Annotated in this window: 14 protein-coding genes; 6 read left to right on the top strand and 8 right to left on the bottom strand. The window is 73.2% G+C overall.

Annotated elements, in window-relative coordinates:
- The first annotated feature begins 150 nt into the window (after window positions 1-150).
- Window positions 151-1,476 (top strand): FHA domain-containing protein, encoded by a 1,326-nt coding sequence (locus IEZ10_RS25790; RefSeq protein ID WP_189249109.1) that lies wholly within the window; start codon window positions 151-153, stop codon window positions 1,474-1,476.
- A 108-nt stretch (window positions 1,477-1,584) separates the two neighbouring features.
- Here the strand turns inward: IEZ10_RS25790 and IEZ10_RS25785 are convergent, their stop codons facing one another.
- Window positions 1,585-2,691 (bottom strand): GNAT family N-acetyltransferase, encoded by a 1,107-nt coding sequence (locus tag IEZ10_RS25785; protein WP_229811647.1) that lies wholly within the window; start codon window positions 2,689-2,691, stop codon window positions 1,585-1,587.
- Between the two features lie 115 nt (window positions 2,692-2,806).
- Here IEZ10_RS25785 and IEZ10_RS25780 point away from each other — a divergent pair, with 115 nt between their 5' ends.
- From IEZ10_RS25780 to dop, 4 genes are all read left to right on the top strand, one after another.
- Window positions 2,807-3,673 carry a tRNA (adenine-N1)-methyltransferase gene (locus tag IEZ10_RS25780; protein ID WP_189249107.1) on the top strand — a complete coding sequence of 289 codons (867 nt, stop codon included), beginning with the start codon at window positions 2,807-2,809 and terminating at the stop codon, window positions 3,671-3,673.
- 206 nt (window positions 3,674-3,879) lie between these two features.
- A complete protein-coding gene (gene arc, locus IEZ10_RS25775) occupies window positions 3,880-5,643 on the top strand; it encodes a proteasome ATPase (RefSeq protein ID WP_189249106.1) in 1,764 nt (587 codons plus the stop codon).
- Between the two features lie 209 nt (window positions 5,644-5,852).
- Window positions 5,853-7,157, top strand: a complete 1,305-nt coding sequence (locus IEZ10_RS25770) for an acyltransferase family protein (RefSeq protein WP_229811646.1) — start codon at window positions 5,853-5,855, stop codon at window positions 7,155-7,157.
- Window positions 7,158-7,243: 86 nt separating this feature from the next.
- A complete protein-coding gene (gene dop, locus IEZ10_RS25765) occupies window positions 7,244-8,761 on the top strand; it encodes a depupylase/deamidase Dop (RefSeq protein WP_189249105.1) in 1,518 nt (505 codons plus the stop codon).
- Between the two features lie 102 nt (window positions 8,762-8,863).
- Here dop and IEZ10_RS25760 read toward each other — a convergent pair whose 3' ends face one another.
- On the bottom strand, window positions 8,864-9,658 hold the full coding sequence (locus IEZ10_RS25760) for a serine/threonine-protein kinase (protein WP_189249104.1): 795 nt from the start codon (window positions 9,656-9,658) through the stop codon (window positions 8,864-8,866).
- Window positions 9,659-10,117: 459 nt separating this feature from the next.
- Here IEZ10_RS25760 and IEZ10_RS25755 point away from each other — a divergent pair, with 459 nt between their 5' ends.
- The gene (locus tag IEZ10_RS25755) at window positions 10,118-10,327 is read left to right on the top strand and encodes a ubiquitin-like protein Pup (RefSeq protein WP_179828145.1); all 210 of its coding nucleotides are present in this window, start codon (window positions 10,118-10,120) and stop codon (window positions 10,325-10,327) included.
- Between the two features lie 184 nt (window positions 10,328-10,511).
- On the opposite strand, the gene IEZ10_RS39215 is transcribed toward IEZ10_RS25755, so the two are convergent.
- From IEZ10_RS39215 to IEZ10_RS25725, 6 genes are all read right to left on the bottom strand, one after another.
- Window positions 10,512-13,634 carry a glycoside hydrolase family 38 N-terminal domain-containing protein gene (locus IEZ10_RS39215; protein ID WP_229811645.1) on the bottom strand — a complete coding sequence of 1,041 codons (3,123 nt, stop codon included), beginning with the start codon at window positions 13,632-13,634 and terminating at the stop codon, window positions 10,512-10,514.
- An 86-nt stretch (window positions 13,635-13,720) separates the two neighbouring features.
- On the bottom strand, window positions 13,721-14,809 hold the full coding sequence (locus IEZ10_RS25745) for a Gfo/Idh/MocA family protein (protein WP_229811644.1): 1,089 nt from the start codon (window positions 14,807-14,809) through the stop codon (window positions 13,721-13,723).
- Window positions 14,800-16,008 carry a CehA/McbA family metallohydrolase gene (locus IEZ10_RS25740; protein WP_189249103.1) on the bottom strand — a complete coding sequence of 403 codons (1,209 nt, stop codon included), beginning with the start codon at window positions 16,006-16,008 and terminating at the stop codon, window positions 14,800-14,802. The genes IEZ10_RS25745 and IEZ10_RS25740 overlap by 10 nt, the downstream gene beginning before the upstream one ends.
- On the bottom strand, window positions 16,005-17,096 hold the full coding sequence (locus tag IEZ10_RS25735; protein WP_189249102.1) for an ABC transporter ATP-binding protein: 1,092 nt from the start codon (window positions 17,094-17,096) through the stop codon (window positions 16,005-16,007). The genes IEZ10_RS25740 and IEZ10_RS25735 overlap by 4 nt, the downstream gene beginning before the upstream one ends.
- Window positions 17,093-18,043 (bottom strand): carbohydrate ABC transporter permease, encoded by a 951-nt coding sequence (locus IEZ10_RS25730; protein ID WP_229811643.1) that lies wholly within the window; start codon window positions 18,041-18,043, stop codon window positions 17,093-17,095. The genes IEZ10_RS25735 and IEZ10_RS25730 overlap by 4 nt, the downstream gene beginning before the upstream one ends.
- A complete protein-coding gene (locus IEZ10_RS25725) occupies window positions 18,040-18,924 on the bottom strand; it encodes a carbohydrate ABC transporter permease (RefSeq protein WP_189249101.1) in 885 nt (294 codons plus the stop codon). Before IEZ10_RS25725 ends, IEZ10_RS25730 begins: the two co-directional genes overlap by 4 nt.
- Window positions 18,925-19,121: the final 197 nt, after the last annotated feature.

The following is a 19,121-nucleotide window of genomic DNA, read 5'->3' as shown; positions in this document are numbered from 1 at the left end:
GGAATGATCGGCGATGTCGGTCCGCCGATCCCCGCCCCGGGCCGGCCGGACGCGCCATCCCAGCCACCGAGACTCAGAGGACAGAATGCAGAAACGAGCCGCGTTTTCTCCCCGCACCGAAGGACGGGGTCGTCACGCCGGGGGTGCTCGGTGAGCGGGGACGGCCTGGGAACGGTGCGCCCGCTGCCGGGCAACGGACTGGTGGCCCGCGTGGAGGGCCTGCTGCTGGTGTGCGACGCGGCCGAGACCGTCGCCGCGGACCTCCTCGCGGCGCTGAACGACACCGCCGCCTCCGGCGGCGACGGCCGGGCGCTGGCCCGCCGGGTGGCCCAGGTGCTGGCCGTCATGATGGGCGAGCCCGTCGCGTGCGCCGTCGCCGGAGCCGTGGGCGACGGGGTGGCCGTCCTGGTCAGCGGACCCGCCTCCGCGGCGGTCACCGGCCAGGGCGGAGAGGTACGGCTCGCCGGGCGCGACGCGCTCACCTGGTCGGACCGGCTGGTCCCCGGTCCGGTCACCGGCATCGAACTGCGCCTGCCGGAGGCCGGACCGGCGCATCCGCTGGTCCGGCTGGACGGCGGCGTGGTCGTCGGCGGCGGCATCCTGTGCGACCCGGCCGGCGCCGGGGCCCCGCCCGCGGCCCGGAGCGCCGTGCCGCGGCAGGCGGAGGCGCCCGCGACGGAGGCCCCGCCGCCGGCGCCCTACCCGATGGGTGCCCCCGACCCCGTCCCGCCGGTCCCGGTCCCGCCGCCGCCGCGGCCGGAGCAGCAGGCGTGGCACTCCGAGCCGGGGCCGCAGGTCCCGCCGCAGCAGGGGCCGGTGTCCGGGCCGATCCCGGCCGTCGCGCCGCGGGAGACGGACGCCCTGGAGCCCACGGGGGCCATGGAGGCCACCGGGGCGGACGGCGAGCCCGGCGGGCCGCGCGAGCGTCCGTTCGCCCCCGAGCCGGCGGCGCAGGGCGGCCCGCAGGCGGCGCCCGAGCCGGAGGCCGCCCCCGCGGCGCAGCCGCTGGTCTACGGGGTCGACTGCAAGAACGACCACTTCAACGACCCGCGCGTGCCGTACTGCGCGGTGTGCGGCATCGCCCTCGTGCAGCGCTCGCTCGCCCCCTACCAGGGGCCGCGCCCGCCGCTGGGCGTGCTGCTCCTCGACGACGGGATGACCCTGCGCCTCGACGCCGACCACCTCGTCGGCCGCGACCCCGACCGGGCCCCGGAGGTCGCCGACGGCTCGGTCCGCCCGGCGAAGGTCACCAGCCCCGACGGCTCGGTGTCGCGCCGTCACCTGCGGGTGGCGCTGGACGGCTGGGACGTCAACCTGATCGACCTCGGCTCGGTCAACGGCACGCAGATCCAGCCGCCGGGCGACCCCAACTTCTACGACATCCCGCCGAACGAGCCGGTCACGATCATGCCCGGCACGACCGTGCGGATCGGGGTCTCCCGCACCATGCGCTACGAGTCGCACCGCAACCGCTAGCCGGTCCCCGGTCGCCTTTCCCACGCCTCCCCGGCAGGCGCCTCCCCGGTCCGGGGAGGCGCCGCCCGGCCCGGGGAGGCCCCTGGGCCGGGCGGGCGGGCCGATCCGTCAGGCCCCGGCCGGCCGGGCGCGGTACCACAGCAGGTCGTCCACGCGCGTGCCGCCGGGGCCGGGCAGCCTGCCGTGCAGCAGCGCCTCCCGGGTGAAGCCCGCGCGCTCCAGCACGCGGTGGGAGGCGGTGTTGTCCGGCGAGGTGCCGGCCACGATCCGGGCCAGCGGGGTGTGCGTCAGGGCCCACTCCGTGAGCAGGTCCACCGCGCGGGAGGCGAACCCCCTGCCCCGGAACTCCGGCAGCAGGCTGTAGCCGGTCATGGCCTCGCCCAGCGGGGGGATGATCGCGCTGAGCTGGATGTGCCCGGCGAAGGCGCCGGTGGCGGCGTCGCGTACGGCGAGCTCGACCCGCTCGCCGGCCAGCCACAGCATGCCCGCCTCCCGGCAGAACCGCTCGCTGTCGTCCGGGTCGGGCGCCTCCGGCGGGACGCTGTGGGCCACGACGTCCGGCAGGCTCTGCAGGGCGTGGTAGTCGTCGGCGTCGTCCGGCTCCAGCGGCGTCAGCCGTACGACGCCGTCGGTCAGCGAGCCGCCGGGCAGGTCCGGGAGGAACGGCCGTACCCGCTCACCCGAGTCGGTGGACAGCCGGGCGAAGGACGCCAGGTCACCGCGGGTGCCGTCGCGGCGGGGCTCGGCCGCGCGCCGCACGCCCTCGCGGTCGAAGCCGGCGGCCATCGCGACCCGCTGGCTGGGGAGGTTCTCCACGTCGGCCAGCAGCTCCACGCGCGCCACCCCGTGGGCGAAGGCGCGCTCCGTCAGCGCCCGGGTGGCCGCGGTGGCGACGCCGCGGCCCCGCGCCCACGGCGCGATGAGGTAGCCGATCTCGGCGTTGCCGCGCGGGTCGGACGGCTTGAGGCTGATGTTGCCCAGCCACTCGCCGGTGCCGGCGTCCGCCACGGAGAAGGAGGCGCCGCCGTTGCCCCATGTCCGCCCGGCGACCTCCAGGTAGGAGGACGCATCGGCGAGGGTGTACGGCACCCGGACGCTCGGGACGAACCGGATGATCAGTGGATCGGCGCAGGCCCTGACCATCGGTTCCAGGTCGGCGGGGGTCACCTCGCGCAGGAGGACGGAACCGGCGGGGATGATGTCTCTGGGGAACACCCTCCAAGTGCTATCAGCTCCTCCCGAAAGGAGCGAACGAATTGCCCCCTCCGCGCGTCCGGCGGCCCCGCCGTCCGGGACCGGGGGCACTCCGCGCGCCGATAACCTTGCGTTCATGGGTTTTCGCAGGCATGGGCCCTTCAGGGCCGGGGATCAGGTTCAGCTCACCGACCCCAAGAACAAGCGCCACACGGTGACGCTGAAGGAGGACGGGGTCTTCCACACCCACAAGGGTGCGATCCCGCACAGCGACCTCATCGGGCAGCCCGAGGGGTCGGTGGTCCGTTCGTCCGGCGGCACCCAGTACCTCGCGTTCCGCCACCTGCTCCAGGACTACACGCTGTCCATGCCGCGCGGCGCGGCGGTCATCTACCCCAAGGACTCGGCGCAGATCGTCGCGATGGCCGACGTCTTCCCCGGCGCGCGCGTCGTCGAGGCGGGGGTCGGCTCCGGCGCGCTGACGTGTTTCCTGCTGCGCGCGGTGGGCACGGAGGGCAAGGTGACGTCCTACGAGCGGCGCGCGGACTTCGCGGAGGTGGCCACCAAGAACGTGGAGAAGTTCTACGGCGGCCCGATGGAGCAGTGGCGCCTGGTGGTCGGGGACTTCATCGAAGCGCTCGACGAGAGTGACGTCGACCGGGTCATCCTCGACATGCTCGCGCCGTGGGAGTGCGTGGACGCCGCGGCCAAGGCGCTCACGCCCGGCGGGGTGATCTGCTGTTATGTGGCGACGACCACGCAGTTGTCGCGAACGGTCGAAACTCTGCGCGAACACGGGAGTTTCACCGAGCCCCACGCGTGGGAGACCCTGGTTCGCGACTGGCATGTCGAGGGGCTCGCCGTACGGCCCGACCACCGGATGGTCGGGCACACCGGATTCCTCGTCACCGCCCGTCGTATGGCGGACGGGGTGACCCCACCACCCCGGCGTAGGCGTCCGGCAAAGGGAGCGTATGGCGAGGAGTCGACTTCCACCGCATGATGACGATTCAGCCACGAGAGCACGTAGGCGTGTTACATGACACCAGACGGTCGTGTTCTTATGCTTCTACGCACTAACCGCTTCATAAGGGACTAATCACCAAATACTTAATGTAGCTATACGAACACTGCTCTACCAGGTAACTGACAGCCCCCCGATGGGTAGGGTTTTGAGTAGTCGGTCTCGACTGGGAAGGAGGTGACGCCGTGGCAGCTCGCGATGACGCCGAAGCTCGGGCCGCGCAGCGCGAACGGGAGGTCGCTGACCTCAGAACGCAGGTCTCCTTCCTGCAGGAGGAGATCACCGCGTTGCGTCGGAAGCTGACGGAGTCTCCCCGGCAGGCCAGAGTCCTCGAAGAGCGTCTCCATGAGGTGCAGGCGAATCTCGCGGCCGTCACCGGTCAGAACGAGCGTCTGGTGTCGACCCTCAAGGAGGCCAGAGACCAGATCGTCGCGCTCAAGGAGGAGGTCGACCGGTTGGCGCAGCCGCCGTCCGGGTTCGGCGTCTTCCTCGAGGCCAGAGAAGACGGCACGGTGGAGGTCTTCACCGGCGGCCGCAAGCTCCGAGTGAACGTCAGCCCCGCGGTGGACGTCGAGTCGCTCAAGCGTGGCCAGGAGGTCATGCTGAACGAGGCGCTCAACGTGGTGGAGGCCCTCGGATACGAGGAGATCGGCGAGATCGTGATGCTCAAGGAGCTCCTTGAGGACGGCCAGCGCGCGCTGGTGATCTCGCACGCCGACGAGGAACGGGTGGTGCGGCTGGCGGAGTCGCTGCTCGACCAGCCGATCCGCGCCGGCGACTCGCTGCTGATGGAACCGCGCTCCGGCTACGTCTACGAGCGCATCCCCAAGTCCGAGGTCGAGGAGCTCGTCCTGGAGGAGGTGCCCGACATCTCCTACGAGGAGATCGGCGGGCTCATGCGGCAGATCGAGCAGATCAGGGACGCCATCGAGCTTCCCTACCTGCACGCCGACCTGTTCCGCGAGCACAAGCTGCGTCCTCCCAAGGGTGTGCTGCTGTACGGCCCGCCCGGCTGCGGCAAGACCCTGATCGCCAAGGCCGTCGCCAACTCCCTGGCCAAGCAGGTCGCGGAGAAGACCGGTCAGTCCGGCAAGAGCTTCTTCCTCAACATCAAGGGGCCGGAGCTCCTCAACAAGTACGTCGGCGAGACCGAGCGGCACATCCGCCTGGTCTTCCAGCGGGCCCGTGAGAAGGCGTCCGAGGGCACCCCGGTGATCGTGTTCTTCGACGAGATGGACTCGATCTTCCGGACCCGTGGCTCGGGGGTCTCCTCCGACGTCGAGAACACCATCGTTCCCCAGCTCCTCAGCGAGATCGACGGCGTCGAGGGCTTGGAGAACGTGATCGTGATCGGCGCGTCCAACCGCGAGGACATGATCGACCCGGCGATCCTGCGGCCCGGCCGCCTGGACGTCAAGATCAAGATCGAGCGGCCGGACGCCGAGGCGGCCAAGGACATCTTCTCCAAGTACCTCACCGAGGGACTGCCGCTGCACCCGGACGACCTCTCCGAGCACAACGGCGACCGCACCGCGACCGTCGCCGCGATGATCCAGAGAGTCGTCGAGCGGATGTACACCGAGAGCGAGGAGAACCGCTTCCTCGAGGTGACCTACGCCAACGGCGACAAGGAAGTCCTGTACTTCAAGGACTTCAACTCCGGGGCCATGATCCAGAACATCGTGGACCGCAGCAAGAAGATGGCGATCAAGCAGTTCCTGGAGAGCGGGCAGAAGGGCCTGCGGATCCAGCACCTGCTGGCCGCCTGCGTCGACGAGTTCTCCGAGAACGAGGACCTTCCCAACACCACCAACCCCGACGACTGGGCCCGCATCTCCGGCAAGAAGGGCGAGCGGATCGTCTACATCCGCACCCTCGTGACGGGCAAGCAGGGCACCGAGGCCGGCCGGTCCATCGACACGGTGGCCAACACCGGTCAGTACCTCTAGGGCCGTCGCCACACCGGCGTACGGCGAGCGCGTTCGCGGCGCGGCCCCGGCGGGGGTCGCGCCGCGAGGCGTGTCCGGGCCGGGCACGCGGGGAGCCCCGGCGCACCTGCCGTCCCGTCCGTCACACAAGTGTGATCACGCCACCGGGAACCCAGGTGATCCAACGGCCGTCCAACCGACGTGCGTGATCATTCAGGCGCGGTCATCCGGTGACCGGCGCGGGGTCTCGCGGGACGGTCCGGGGGAGTGGCCGTCTCGCCGAGCTGGACCTCCTCCGTTTCGTCGCCGCCCTGGCGGTGCTCTCCTTCCACTACTTCATCGCCTTCGCCTCGGTGTGGGGCGAGCGGCCGGCGAAGCTCTTTCCCGCGATCTCGACCCTCTCGGGGCTCGGCATCCTGGGCGTCGAGCTGTTCTTCATGATCAGCGGCTTCGTCATCCTGATGAGCGTCTGGGGCCGCGGCCTCGGCGCGTTCGCCCTCTCCCGGCTGGTGCGGCTCTTCCCCGCCTACTGGGTCAGCGTCGCCGTCACCGCCGCCCTCTACGGCCTGACCGGCGCCACCGCCCTGGACCCCAAGCTCAGCCCCGCCGAGTACGGGGTCAACCTCACGATGCTGCAGCGGGCCTTCGGCGTCTACGACGCCACCGGCGTCTACTGGTCCCTGTGGGCCGAGCTCCGCTTCTACGTGCTCATCTCGATCCTGGTGATCGTCGGCGTGACGCTCAACCGGTGCCTGGTCTTCATGGGCGTCTGGCTGCTGGCCGCCGGTCTCCTGTCCGGCAGCGACCAGGCGTGGGTGGACCTCGTCGTGATGCCGAAGTACGCGCCGTACTTCGTCGGCGGCATGGCCTTCTTCCTGATGACCAGGTTCGGCCCCCGCCTCGTCCTGTGGTGCCTGGCCGGGATCAGCGCCGGGCTGGCCGTCAGCGCCGCCATGGAGCGGGTGGCCGGACGGATCGGGCTGGTCGGCTACGCGGCCATGCCCGTGCCCCCGTGGGCCGTGGCCGCCACCGTCATCGGCTTCTACGTGCTCATGGCGCTGGTCGCGCTCGGCCTGCTGCGCCGGCTGCGGTGGCGCGGCCTGGTCACGCTGGGCGCGCTCACCTACCCCCTGTACCTCTTCCACACCGCGGCGGCCGTGCTGATCGTCCCCGCCCTGCGCGACGCCCTCCCGCCCTGGCTGACCGCCCTGGTCACCGTCGCGGCCGCGATGGCCTTCTCCTACCTCGTGTACCGGGTGGCCGAGCGGCCGGTCCAGGAGTTCGTCAGGGCGAGGACGCGCCGGTCCGCCCCGTCACCGGTGCCCGCCCCGCCGCCGGTCCCCGCCGCCGCCCAGGCGTTCCCGGCCACGTCTCCGGTCCCCGCCACCGCGCCGGCCTTCCCCGCCGCGCCCCCGGTCGCCTCCGCGGCCCCGGCGTCCCCCGCCGTGCCCCCGGCCCCGGCGTTCCCGCCCGGCCCGCCCCCGAATTCCCGCCCGGACCCCTGGGCGACGGGTGAAAAGGCTTCGTTGCCATAACTGTCCGGCCACCGGGCATAGTGAAAGGTCTAGGGTCGGGGATATATACGGCGGAGGAGACAGTCCCGGATGAACAGAGGATGCGCATGACGGTACGGCGGGTGATGGGCATCGAGACCGAATACGGCATCTCCGTGCCCGGACAGCCGGGGGCCAACGCGATGGTGACCTCGTCCCAAGTCGTCAACGCCTATCTGGCCGCCTCCGCGGCCAGGGCCAGGCGGGCACGGTGGGACTTCGAGGAGGAGAACCCCCTCCGCGACGCGCGGGGCTTCGACCTGTCCCGCGAGATGGCCGACCAGAGTCAGCTCACCGACGAGGACCTGGGCCTGGCCAACGTGATCCTCACGAACGGCGCCCGGCTCTACGTGGACCACGCCCATCCCGAATACTCCACTCCCGAGTGCACCAACCCACGAGCCGCGGTGATCTGGGACAAGGCGGGGGAGCGGGTCATGCAGGACGCCGCGGTCCGCGCCTCGGCGATCCCCTCCAACGCTCCGATCCAGCTCTACAAGAACAACACCGACAACAAGGGCGCCTCCTACGGCTGCCACGAGAACTACCTGATGCGGCGGGCCACGCCGTTCGCCGACATCGTCCGGCACCTGACGCCGTTCTTCGTGTCCCGGCAGGTCGTCACCGGCGCCGGCCGGGTCGGCATCGGCCAGGACTCCCGCGGCGAGGGCTTCCAGATCAGCCAGCGGGCCGACTTCTTCGAGGTCGAGGTGGGCCTGGAGACCACGCTCAAGCGGCCGATCATCAACACCCGCGACGAGCCGCACGCCGACCCCGACAAGTACCGGCGCCTGCACGTCATCATCGGCGACGCCAACATGTCGGAGATCTCCACCTACCTCAAGCTCGGCTCCACCGCGCTCGTCCTCGCCATGATCGAGGACGGCTACTTCACGCGTGACCTCTCCGTGGAGAACCCCGTCCAGGCGCTGCGTGCGGTCTCCCACGACCCGACCCTCAAGTACGAGATCGCCATGCGCGACGGCCGCCGGCTGACGGCCGTCCAGCTCCAGATGGAGTACCTGGAGCTGGCGCGCAAGTACGCGGAGGAGCGCAGCGGCAACGGCGTCGACGAGGTCACCAAGGAGGTCCTCGACCGCTGGGAGTCGGTCCTCACCCGCCTGGCCGAGGATCCGATGCAGCTGGCCGGCGAGCTCGACTGGGTGGCCAAGCTGGAACTGCTGGAGGGCTACCGCAGCCGCGACGGCCTGGCCTGGTCCCACCCGCGTCTGCAGCTCGTCGACCTGCAGTACTCCGACATCCGTCCCGACCGCGGCCTGTACAACCGGCTGGTCGCCCGTGGGCGGATGCGGCGCCTGGTCACGGAGGAGGAGGTCCAGCGGGCCATCGAGGCTCCGCCCAGCGACACCCGGGCCTACTTCCGGGGCCGCTGCCTGAGCCAGTTCAGCGAGTCGGTCGCCGCCGCGTCCTGGGACTCGGTGATCTTCGACATCCCCGGCCGCGAGTCGCTGCAGCGCGTCCCCACCCTGGAGCCGCTGCGCGGCACCAAGGCCCATGTGGGCGAGCTGTTCGACCGCTGCCGTACCGCCGCCGACCTGGTCAGCGCCCTCACCGGCGACCGGTGAACCCGCCGCCGCGCGGGGGCGCCCCCGCGCGGCGCGTCTGGCCTTCCCGCCCGCCCAGGCCGTACGGCGGGCGTGACGCCCCCTTCACCCGGGGGCGGCGGGTCAGGCGGCGCTGGTGCAGCGGACGCGGGCCAGCAGGACCGAGGCCTGCTCGGCGCTCAGCCTGGCCCGCGGGTCCTTGCGCAGCAGTCCCCGCAGCACCGGCTCCAGGGGGCCCGCCCGCCGCGGCGCCCGCGCCGGCCCGCGCAGCGCCTCCGCCAGCGCGGCCATCGAGTTGACCGTGCGGAACGGCGTCTGCCCCTCCACGGCCATGTACAGCGTCGCCCCGAACGACCACATGTCGGCCTCGCGGGTGCCGCCCCGCCCGTGCAGGGCCTCCGGCGCGAGGAACGCGGGCGTGCCCCGCATCGAGCCGCTCGCCGCCCCCTCCGGCGCGGCGAACCCGAAGTCGGCCAGCACCACCCGGTCGCCCGTCAGCATGATGTTGGCGGGTTTGATGTCCCGGTGGATCACCCCGCCGTCGTGCGCGTGCCGCAGCGCGTCCAGCAGGCGCCGTCCCATCGCCGCCACCAGGTCCGCCGGCAGCGGCCCCGCCTGCACCAGAGTGTCGTGCAGGGTCAGCGCCTCCAGGAACTCCATGACGATCCAGAGCCGCTCGGCCTCCTCGGCCAGGTTGTGCACCGTCACGATGCCCCGGTGGCTCAGCCGGGCCGCCATCCGCGCCTCGCGCACCACCCGGCGCCGCCGTTCGGCCGCGTCCGGTCCCGGGGGAAGTGGGATCTCCTTGAGCGCCACCTCGCGGTCCAGAAGCATGTCATAGGCACGCCAGACGACCCCTGTCGCTCCTCGGCCGACGGGGGAGGCGAGTTTGTACCGGTTGTCGACGATGGTGCTCACCGGTCAATGATCTCAGTTTTCCACCCTCGCGGGCTAACTGGCACGCCCCCGATCTGTCAGAAAACCCGTCCAAGTTGTGAATCTACATTGTAAAGGCAGTCGGCGGAGAGGGTGAAGACCCAGGGCGTGCGACCGGAGGGAGCGGCGGAGACGGGGGCGGAGAACGTGCGGGGCCGCTCCCGGCGCGGGGCGGCTCCGGTTCCCCGGCCCGGCCGCCGGGAGGTCGCGGGAACGTTCCCGGACCGGGCCGGGATGGTTTCCCGCTCCGGACAGGGGTGTTGTTACCGAAAGAAGGGGATATTTGCCTTAAAGGGGACGAAAGAGGTTCCCTGGACGGACGACAACCCCTGGGCGGTCGCCGCGGACCCCGGGCAAAGATCGGGGGACGATCCGCGCGCAATGTCAGTCGCTTCGGGGAAGATAGGAAGCACAAGCGTCCCCCAGGCGGAGGTGCCACAGATGGCTAGCAAGGACACCGGCGGCCAGAAGCAGACCGGCCGGACCGAACGGGAGGCGGAGGAGACCACCTCGGTCGACACCTCCGACGTCCAGGAGCGCAACGAGAAGCTTTCGGACGACGTCGACGCGATCCTCGACGAGATCGACGAGGTCCTGGAGGAGAACGCCGAGGAGTTCGTCAGGTCGTACATCCAGAAGGGCGGGGAATAGCCGGGGTCACCCGCGTTCCCGCGGCCGGGACGGGAGCCCGTCCCGGCGACGGATCCGGAAGGGACCCGTCCTGGCGGCCGGCCCGCCGAGCCGATCCTCCGGATCCGGGCTCGGCGACCGGTGGCCGGGACGGTCTCCCGGCCGAGCCCGGCGCGCGGCGGCCGGGACGGGCCCGGCCCGCCGCTCAACCGATGAGGTGGACCGTCGCGATCTCGAAGGGGCGCAGCGGCAGCCGCACCTCCCCGCCCGCCGCCTCCAGCGGCTCACCCGGCACCCCGAGCAGGTCCGCACGGCGGGCGGCGGTGAACGCCCCCCGGATGACGGCCTCGGTGGTGCGGGGATGCTCGGCGACGAGACGTGCCTCCAGCGCGCCGTCCCGCTCGCGCAGCGCCGTGAGCACCACACCGGCGCCCTCGACCTCCAGCCGCGCGCCCGCCCCGTCCGGGGCTCCCTCCACCACCTGACCCGCCGGGCCGGCCTCCGTCCCGTTCCGGGTCCCCGCCGCCCCGCCGCCCACCGGATCCGCCCCCGTCCCGGTCCGGGCCGTCCCCGCGGCCCGTTCGTCCGCCCGCGCGGCCCGTTCCTCCGCCCGCGCGGCCGGGCCGATGGCCGGGCCGCCGCCGGGCACCACCAGCAGATCGTGCCGATACTCCTCGGCCAGCCGCGGCAGCCCCGCCTCGTGCCAGGCTCCGGGGCAGGGCAGTACGGCGAAGCGCGTCACGGCCGGCCCCGGGCACTGGGCGTCCGGGGTGGCGATCTGGGGACCGGCGGGCTCGTCGCGGTAGGCGTTGCGGTTGCGTGACAGCAGCCCCACCGACCGCAGCAGGGTGAGCGCCAGCTCCCCGCCGGTCAGCTCGTACTCGGTCACCTGGTCCAGCAGGACCGCCAGCCCGCCCGCGGCGACGAACCCCTCGGCCGGGAAGGTGGGCAGCGGTTCCTCGCCGCAGCCGCCCTCGGCGGCCGTACCCCGGCGCGTCACCGACAGCTGCCCCTCGGCGAAGGACTCGGCGGCGCCGGGCCGCAGCGGCGCGTGCCAGCGGACCCGGTGGTCACGGCAGCGGTTGTCGAAGGAGATCTCCAGCCGCAGGTACGGCTCGCCGGCCCTCAGCTCGGCCCTGGTGGTGACGGTGACGTCCTCGCGGGCGGCGGAGCGCCCGTCCCCCTCCTCGTGCGCGGGCCAGGCGTACTCGCGGCGGATCTCCAGCACCGACACCAGCGGCCCGGCGTGGAGGGTCTCGACCTCCACGCGGGACGGGGCGTCCACGAGGACGTCGTGACGGGGCGGGGCGTGGTTGTAGGTGTCCCCGGCGTCGCCGCCGTCCACGACGCGGCCCACCCCGTGGACCTCGGCGCCGGCGGACCGCAGCGACAGGGTGCCGTCGGGGGCGACCGTGACGCGCAGCAGGCCGTTGTCGAGGACGCCCTCGGCGGAACACGGCACCTCTTCCGGGCGCGCGGCCCCGTCCTCCGTGAACCGGTCCCGCGCGATCTCGTCCGCGGCCCCGTCCTCCGCGAACCGGTCACGTGGGATCCCGTCCGTGAACCGGTCCCGCGCGGACCCGGCTCCGGCGTGGACGGCCTCCGCCATCGGGTCTTCGACCGCCGGGCTCTCCCCGCCGGAGTCCCCGCCGGCTGCCGGGGTGAGCACCGTACGGCCGAACGCCTCGACGGTGACCAGCGCGGCGACGGTGACGACGGGTTCGGCGACGATGCGCACCCGCCACGGGCCGGGCCGGGCCGCGGCGGCGTCCAGGACCGCCGCACGCAGATCGGCGTACTCGTAGCCGGTGACGGGGTCGCGGGCCACGACGACGGTGAAGACCCCTTCCGGGGCGTCCGCCGGAACCGCTCCGGAGCCGCCCGCGTGAGCCGGCGACGTCCCCGCCGGGGCCTCTCCGTCCGTCTCCGGACACGACGCCGCGGAATCCCCGCCCACGGACCACGAGACGATCTGCTGGCCGAACAGCTCCCGGTCGTGGACCCGGCCGAGGAGCAGTGCGAGGTCGTCCATGACGGTCTCGTCGAGGAGGGTCGGGGCCAGCTCCAGCCGCTGCGCCGGCACGCGGACCCCGCCGGGACCGGTCAGGACCGGGCGGGACTCGGGCAGGTCGGCCAGGACGAGGCCGGTGCGCCGGAAGGGGGAAGGGTTGACGACCACGACGGCGTCGCGGGCCGTGCCGGCGGAGAGGGAGGAGGCGACCAGGTCGACGACGGCCTGGCCGATCTGCCCGGCCTCGGCGATGCGGGCGGCGACCTGCTGGGCCGTCTCGTCGGCGCCGCAGCCGGTGATGGAGTCGTGGCCGCTGCAGGCGATGAGGCGGCGCCAGGCCAGGTCGAGCAGCCTGGCGGCGACGGTGCTGCCGGGCAGCCAGAGCGCGGCGAGCGGCTCGGCGTAGCGGGCGACGACGCGTTCGGCGCGGGCCATGAGCCTTTTCGCGGGCATCCGGGCGGAGACGACGCCCGGCAGGATGTTGGCGCGGGCGTGGGAGCGCAGCTCGCCGTGGACGGCGGGCAGCCCGGAGACGCCGGGGTCGTGGGCGGTGACGTACTCCTCCAGGGTGGCCAGGCGCAGCCCGGCGGCGGTGATGTCCGCGGCCGGCGCGCTGTGGTCGGCGCCGTACATGGCCAGCAGCGGGCCCTCGGGGTGCCAGGGCCGCATGATCGAGGCGAAGGCGGCCAGCCGGTCGGCGAGGTCACCCGCCGGGCCGGTGAACAGGGCGACGGCGTTGCCGTACCCGCCGGGGAGGTACTGGGTGCGGATCGCGGTGCCGTCGGCGCCGACCCAGGCGAAGGCGTCGCGGTCGACGGCGGCGGGCACCCCGCGCCACAGGCAGGCGTGCGCAAGGCCGGCCTGGCGCAGGATCTGCGGCATCTGGGCGCAGTGCCCGAACTGGTCGGGCAGGTAGCCGACGCGCATGGCACCGCCGAGCTCCCCGGCGCCGCGCATGCCGTACTCCAGGTTGCGGATGAGGGTCTCGCCGGAGCAGAGGAACTCGTCGGCGAGGATGAGCCAGGGCCCGGCGGCGAAGCGGCCCTCGGCGACCAGCCGCCGCACCTCGCCGAGCCGTTCGGGGCGGATCTCCAGGTAGTCCTCCAGGGCGGCGAGCTGGCCGTCCATGGTGAACCGGTAGGCGGGGTCGGCGGCCATGGTGTCGAGGACCTCGTCCAGCAGGCGGACCAGGCCGAGCCGGAAGCGCTGGAATGGCAGGTACCACTCACGGTCCCAGTGGGTGTGCGGGACGACCACGATGCCGGGGGCGGCGGAGACGTCGGGGACGCCGGGGACGCCGGCGGTTTCAGGCGTCACGCTTCCCACCCCCGTACGGTGTCCGCGCGGACGCGGTGCCAGGCGTCACGTGCCTCACCTCCGACGGTGTCCGCGCGGTCGCGATGTCAGGCGTCACGTGCCTCACCTCCGACGGACGGCCCGGCGACCGCCCGGATGATCTGCTGGGCGGCGACGATGTCGGCGAGGGCGCCGTCGAGGCCGGTGAGCGGGGGCGTGCCCTCGGTGACGAGGGCGTGGAACGCCTCCAGCTGCAGCTCGAACGCCTCGGACACGTCGCGGTGGACGGCCCTGACCTCGGCGGCTCCGTCCGGGGAGGAGGAGGTCAGGACGGTGGGGGCGTTCATCAGGTAGGGGGAGGGGAAGACCAGCTCCAGTGTGCCGTCCTCGTGGTGGACGCTGACGGTCTCCCGGTAGGCGGGGTGGCCGGGCAGGTAGTGCCAGCGCAGGCCGTAGCGGCCCCGGCGCAGCGCCCCGCTGACCTCCAGGGAGGGGCCGTCCCAGGCGGCGGCGTGGTCGACGGTGACGGGCGGGCCGCCGAACGTCCGCAGCAGCGCCAGGTCGTGGCAGAGGCTGCCGAGCACCACACCGGCGTAGAGGGACCGGACCGCCGCGGGGGCGTCCGGGCCGAGCGCGGCGTCCAGTGCCGCCGCGTCGGCCCGCAGCCAGGGCGCGAGCGCCCCGGGGGCGGGACGGGAGGGCCGCACGCGGGCGAAGGCGAGCTGGGCCTCGTCGGTGGGGTGCAGGACGGTGACGCCGAGGTGCCGTACGGCCCTCCCCGCCAGCAGGGCGGCGGCACGCCGCACGGCCGGGTCGTACTGCTTCATGTAGCCGACCATGAGCCGCTCGCCGGCCCGCAGCGGCCCGGCCCGCAGCGCTTCGGCCTCGGCCCGGCTGTAGGCGAGGGGCTTCTCGCACAGTACGGCGAAGCCGGCCTCCAGGGCGGCGGCGACGAGGGCGCCGTGGGACCCGGCGGTGAGCACGACCAGCGCGTCGAAGCCGCCGCGGCCGAGCATCTCCAGGGGGTCGGCGTGCGGGCGGGCACCGGTGAGGCGGCCCGTGGCCTCGGCCCGTGCCGGGTCGAGGTCGCACACGTCGGTCACCTCGAACAGGTCCCGCCGCCTGGCCAGCAGCGGCAGGTACATCACCTGGGCGGCGACGCCGAGCCCGGCGAGCGCGACCTTCACTACGTGCACAGCGCCATCACCTCGTTGCGGTACGTCTCCAGGCGGTGCGGCCCCGGCCGGGCGGGCAGGACGACCCGGTCGCCGACGACGACCCGCCGGGTGCCGGGCCCCCACAGCACGAGCCCGTCGCCGCCGACGACGAGGAAGTCGTCGCCGTGGCGCAGCAGCAGGGGGCCGTCGGGGGTGGCGGAGACGGCGGTGACGCCCTGGCGCAGCCCGTCCAGGGGGTCGCGGCCGAGCACCCAGGTGGTGGGTTCGCCGAGCGGATGGCCCTCCTCGGGCCGGTGGTAGTCGCTGCCGCCGACCAGCACGGCCCCGGGCGACCACGCCTGCGTCCAGGCCAGCGGCGCCCCCCAGGTGCGGTCCCACCAGCTCCAGTGCCACACCTCCACCGCCGGGGGAGGGATGCGCATGGGGTGGCGCCACGCGCAGTCGGCGGCCACGGGATGGTTGACCGACATGACCCCGCCGCGCTCGCCGACCGTCTCGGACCACCGGTCGGGGGGTTCGCGGAAGTCGATCCAGCCGACGTCGCCGAAGACGTTGGCGTGGCCGAGGTCGGTGGTGACCTCCTGGCCGGGGACCAGGGTGATCGCGGCGTAGGTCGCGGCGGCGGGAAGCTCCGCGTGGTGGCTGACGGTGTTGTGGTCGGTGACGGCGAGGAAGTCCAGGCCGCGGTCGGCGGCCAGGCAGGCGAGCTCGGAGACGCCGAGCGAGCCGTCGGAGTGGACGGTGTGGGCGTGCAGGTCGCCGGCGAGCCAGCGCAGGTCGCCGAGGGCGGGCAGGCCGCGGCGGACCGCGGCGGGGGCCCGCGGCGGGGGTGGCGGAGGCCGCAGCCCGGCGCGGGCGGGCGGCGCGACGGGCGGCGCGAGGTGCGGGATGACCGTCACCTCGTACGGCAGGCCGTCCGGCGGGACGCGGTACAGGCCCAGCAGGACGCGCCACTCGCCGGGTTCGGGCTCGCCGGGCAGGTATCCCGGGGTGGCCCAGCCGGGGGCGACGGTGTACTCCGAGCGGGCGCCGCCGGACCAGCCGCGGAACCCGGCCGGGCCCTCGCAGCCGAGGTCCAGCACACCGGCGGAGCGATCGTAGGCCAGGCGGACGGTGAAGGCGCGGGCCCCGGCGGGCAACTCGAACGGCACGCCGCGGACCGGGCCGGCGACCCGGTCCGCGAGGCTCCAGCGGCCGGTCAGCCGCAGCGCCCTCATGCCCGGCCCACCAGGACGTCGTCGCGGTAGAGCAGGGCGCGGCCCGGCCGGGGGACCGCCCAGGCGGTCGTGCCCAGCGCCGGTTCGCGGCCCTCGGGGACGACCGCCTGGACGAGGTGGCCGGGGCCCTCCAGGGTGACGAGGGTGGCGGTGCCGAGGTTCTCCAGGACGGCGACCTCGCCGGCGAACCCGTCGTCGCGCCGCGTGGTGGACAGGTCGGTGTACTCCGGGCGCACGCCGTACACGATCTCCCCGCCGTCCCCGCCGTCCCCGGCGCCTCTCCCGGCCTCGCCGCCGGGCGGGTCCCCGGGGACCGGCAGTACGGCGCCCGCCACGTGCAGCGCGCCGTCACCCATCCGCCCGGGCAGCAGGTTCATCGGGGTGGAGCCGATGAAGGAGGCGACGAAGGTGGTGGCGGGGCGGTGGAACACCTCGGCGGGGGTGCCGACCTGGGCGACGCGGCCCGCGTCCATGACCGCGATCCGGTGGGCCAGGGCGAGCGCCTCGCCCTGGTCGTGGGTGACGAACACGGTGGTGACGCCGAGCTCGTCCTGCAGGCGCTTGAGGAAGGTGCGGGCCTCCAGGCGGAGCCGGGCGTCGAGGTTGGACAGCGGCTCGTCGAACAGGAACGCCCGCGGGTGGCAGGCGATGGCCCGCGCGAGCGCCACCCGCTGCTGCTGGCCGCCCGACAGCTGCCCGGGGCGCCTGCCGAGCAGCTCGGTGAGGCTCAGCCGGTCGGCGACCTCGGCGGCCCTGGCCCGGCGGCGGGCGCGGGGGACCTTCCTGATCCGCAGCGGGTAGGCGATGTTGTCGGTGACGTCCATGTGGGGGAACAGGGCGTAGTCCTGGAAGACCATGGCGACGTCGCGGCGGCCGGGCGGCAGCGCGGTCACGTCGGTCCCGCCGATGACGACGCTCCCGGAGGTGGGGGTCTCCAGGCCGGCGATCGTCCGCAGCAGCGTGGTCTTGCCGCAGCCGGACGGCCCCAGCAGCGCGAAGAACTCGCCCTCGCCGATCTCCAGGTCGAGGGAGTCGAGCGCCCGGACGCCGCCGGGGAACACCTTGGTCAGGCCGTGCACGGAGATCACTGCTTGATCCCTCCATGGAAGCGGAAGCCGTACCTGCTGCTCACGAACAGGTACATCAGTACCACCGGCAGTGAGTAGAGCAGGGAGAATGTCGAGATCAACGGCAGGTCGGGCTGGCCGCCCTCGGTGTAGAGGGTGAACAGCACGACCGCGCTGGGCGACTTGTCCGGGTCGCGCAGCAGGATGTACTGCATCAGGAAGCCGCCCCACACGCTGGCCACCGCCCACACCGCCACCGTCGCCAGGCCGGGCCGGACGAGGGGGACCACGATGTGGCGCAGGATCTGCATCGGCGAGGCGCCGAAGACCCGCGCCGACTCCTCGTAGGAGGTGGGGGTGGCGTCCATGAAGTCCTTGAGGATGAAGATCGCCGCCGGGAGGAGGCCGCCGGAGACGACGAGGATGACACCGAGATGGGTGTCGACCAGGCCTAGCCGGGTGGCCAGCTCGAAGATCGGCACCATCGCGGCGGTGCCGGTGACGACCGACGACAGGAGCAGCAGCACGTACAGCAGGACGTCGCGGCCGGGCACCCGGACCCGGGACAGGGCGTAGGCAGCCAGGGCGGCCAGGACGACCACGAGGACCGCCGCGCCGCCGGCCTGGATGACGGAGTTGACGATGGAGCCCGCCGCGTAGGGGTTGGCGAGGATGGCGCGGAAGTTGGCCAGCGTGAACTCCGGCACCGAAACCGTGATGGAGGGGTGGGCGTCGAACGGCGCCGAGGCCAGCCAGAGCATCGGCAGCGCGAAGAAGGCGGCGACGAGCGCCAGGAAGGCGGTCGAGGAGATCCGGCCGAGCGCGTGTCGTACGGGCGCGTGCCGGACGGGCGAACGCGGGCCGGGTGCGGGCCCGCCGGGTACGGCGGGGCCGGGCGGGATCCGGGGCTCGGAAGCCCCGGCCGGTCCGGGGTGGGCACCGGGGTCCGCGGCGGGTTCGGAGCTCACACGGCCACCTCCCGGCGGTTGCGCAGCAGGCGCAGGTAGGCCAGCGCGAAGACGAGATTGATCAGGAGGATGAGGAAGGACACGGCGGCGCCGAAACCGAGCTGCCCGCCGCGCAGGGCGGTGTTGTAGACGTAGAACGGCAGGATCTCCGACCGCCCCTCGGGGCCGCCCGCGGTGATCAGGAACGGCGTGAAGTCGTTGAACGTCCACAGGCTCGTCAGCAGCACGTTGGTCAGCACGTGCACCCTGATCTGGGGCAGCACCACGTCCCGGAGCTGCTGCAGGGTGGAGGCCCCGGCCAGGCGGGCGGTCTCCAGGTGGGAGACGGGCACGTTCTCCAGCGCCGCCGAGTAGAGCATCATCGAGAACGCGGTGCCCCGCCAGGTGTTGAACACGATGATCGACAGCATCGGGTGGTCGAGCAGCCAGGCGGCGCCGGGGGTGCCCAGCAGGGCGTTGAGGGTCCCGCCGTCGCGGTCCAGCAGCGCGATCCACAGGAACGCCACCACCGAGCCCGGCAGGATCCACGACAGCAGCACCAGCCCCTCGACGACCCGCCGTACGGCCCCGCGCCGGCCGCGCAGCGTCCACGCCAGGGTGAAGCCGAGCCCCGCCTGCCCGATGACCGCCGAACCGAGGACGTACTGCGCGGTCAGCCAGAAGGAGCTGCGGAACCGCTCGTCGCCGAGCGCGGCGGTGTAGTTGGCGGCTCCCACCACCTGCGGGTCCGCCGCCGCCAGGCCGGTCAGCCGGTAGTCGGTGAGACCCAGGTAGATGGTCCACAGGGCGGGGAAGACCAGGAAGACCCCGATGAGCACCAGAGCAGGCAACGCGAACACCACCGCCCGGCTCTTCCCGAGGCCGACCGCATCTGTACTCATTGCGACACTGCGTGTCGCGGCTCGGGGGCTCTTGCCCGGTGTCTTCTGTGTTCATGGCGACACTTCGTGTCGCGGCTCGGGGGCTGGTGTCCGGTGTCTTCCCTCGTCACTGCGTCGCTTCGCTCCTTCGTTCCTCGGTCCAGACACCGGCGCCCCCTCGCGGGCTCATGGCGACACTGCGTGTCGCGGCTCGGGGG

Source organism: Streptosporangium pseudovulgare (genome assembly GCF_014648055.1).
Taxonomy (GTDB): domain Bacteria; phylum Actinomycetota; class Actinomycetes; order Streptosporangiales; family Streptosporangiaceae; genus Streptosporangium; species Streptosporangium pseudovulgare.
This window is presented reverse-complemented; position numbering and strand designations above follow the sequence as displayed.

Excerpts from the sequence above, each read along its gene's own strand:
- IEZ10_RS25740 (WP_189249103.1), bottom strand. The coding sequence starts at position 16,008 with ATGAGGGCGCTGCGGCTGACCGGCCGCTGGAGCCTCGCGGACCGGGTC.
- dop (WP_189249105.1), top strand. The coding sequence starts at position 7,244 with ATGACGGTACGGCGGGTGATGGGCATCGAGACCGAATACGGCATCTCC.
- IEZ10_RS25780 (WP_189249107.1), top strand. The coding sequence starts at position 2,807 with ATGGGTTTTCGCAGGCATGGGCCCTTCAGGGCCGGGGATCAGGTTCAG.
- IEZ10_RS25725 (WP_189249101.1), bottom strand. The coding sequence starts at position 18,924 with ATGAGTACAGATGCGGTCGGCCTCGGGAAGAGCCGGGCGGTGGTGTTC.
- IEZ10_RS25755 (WP_179828145.1), top strand. The coding sequence starts at position 10,118 with ATGGCTAGCAAGGACACCGGCGGCCAGAAGCAGACCGGCCGGACCGAA.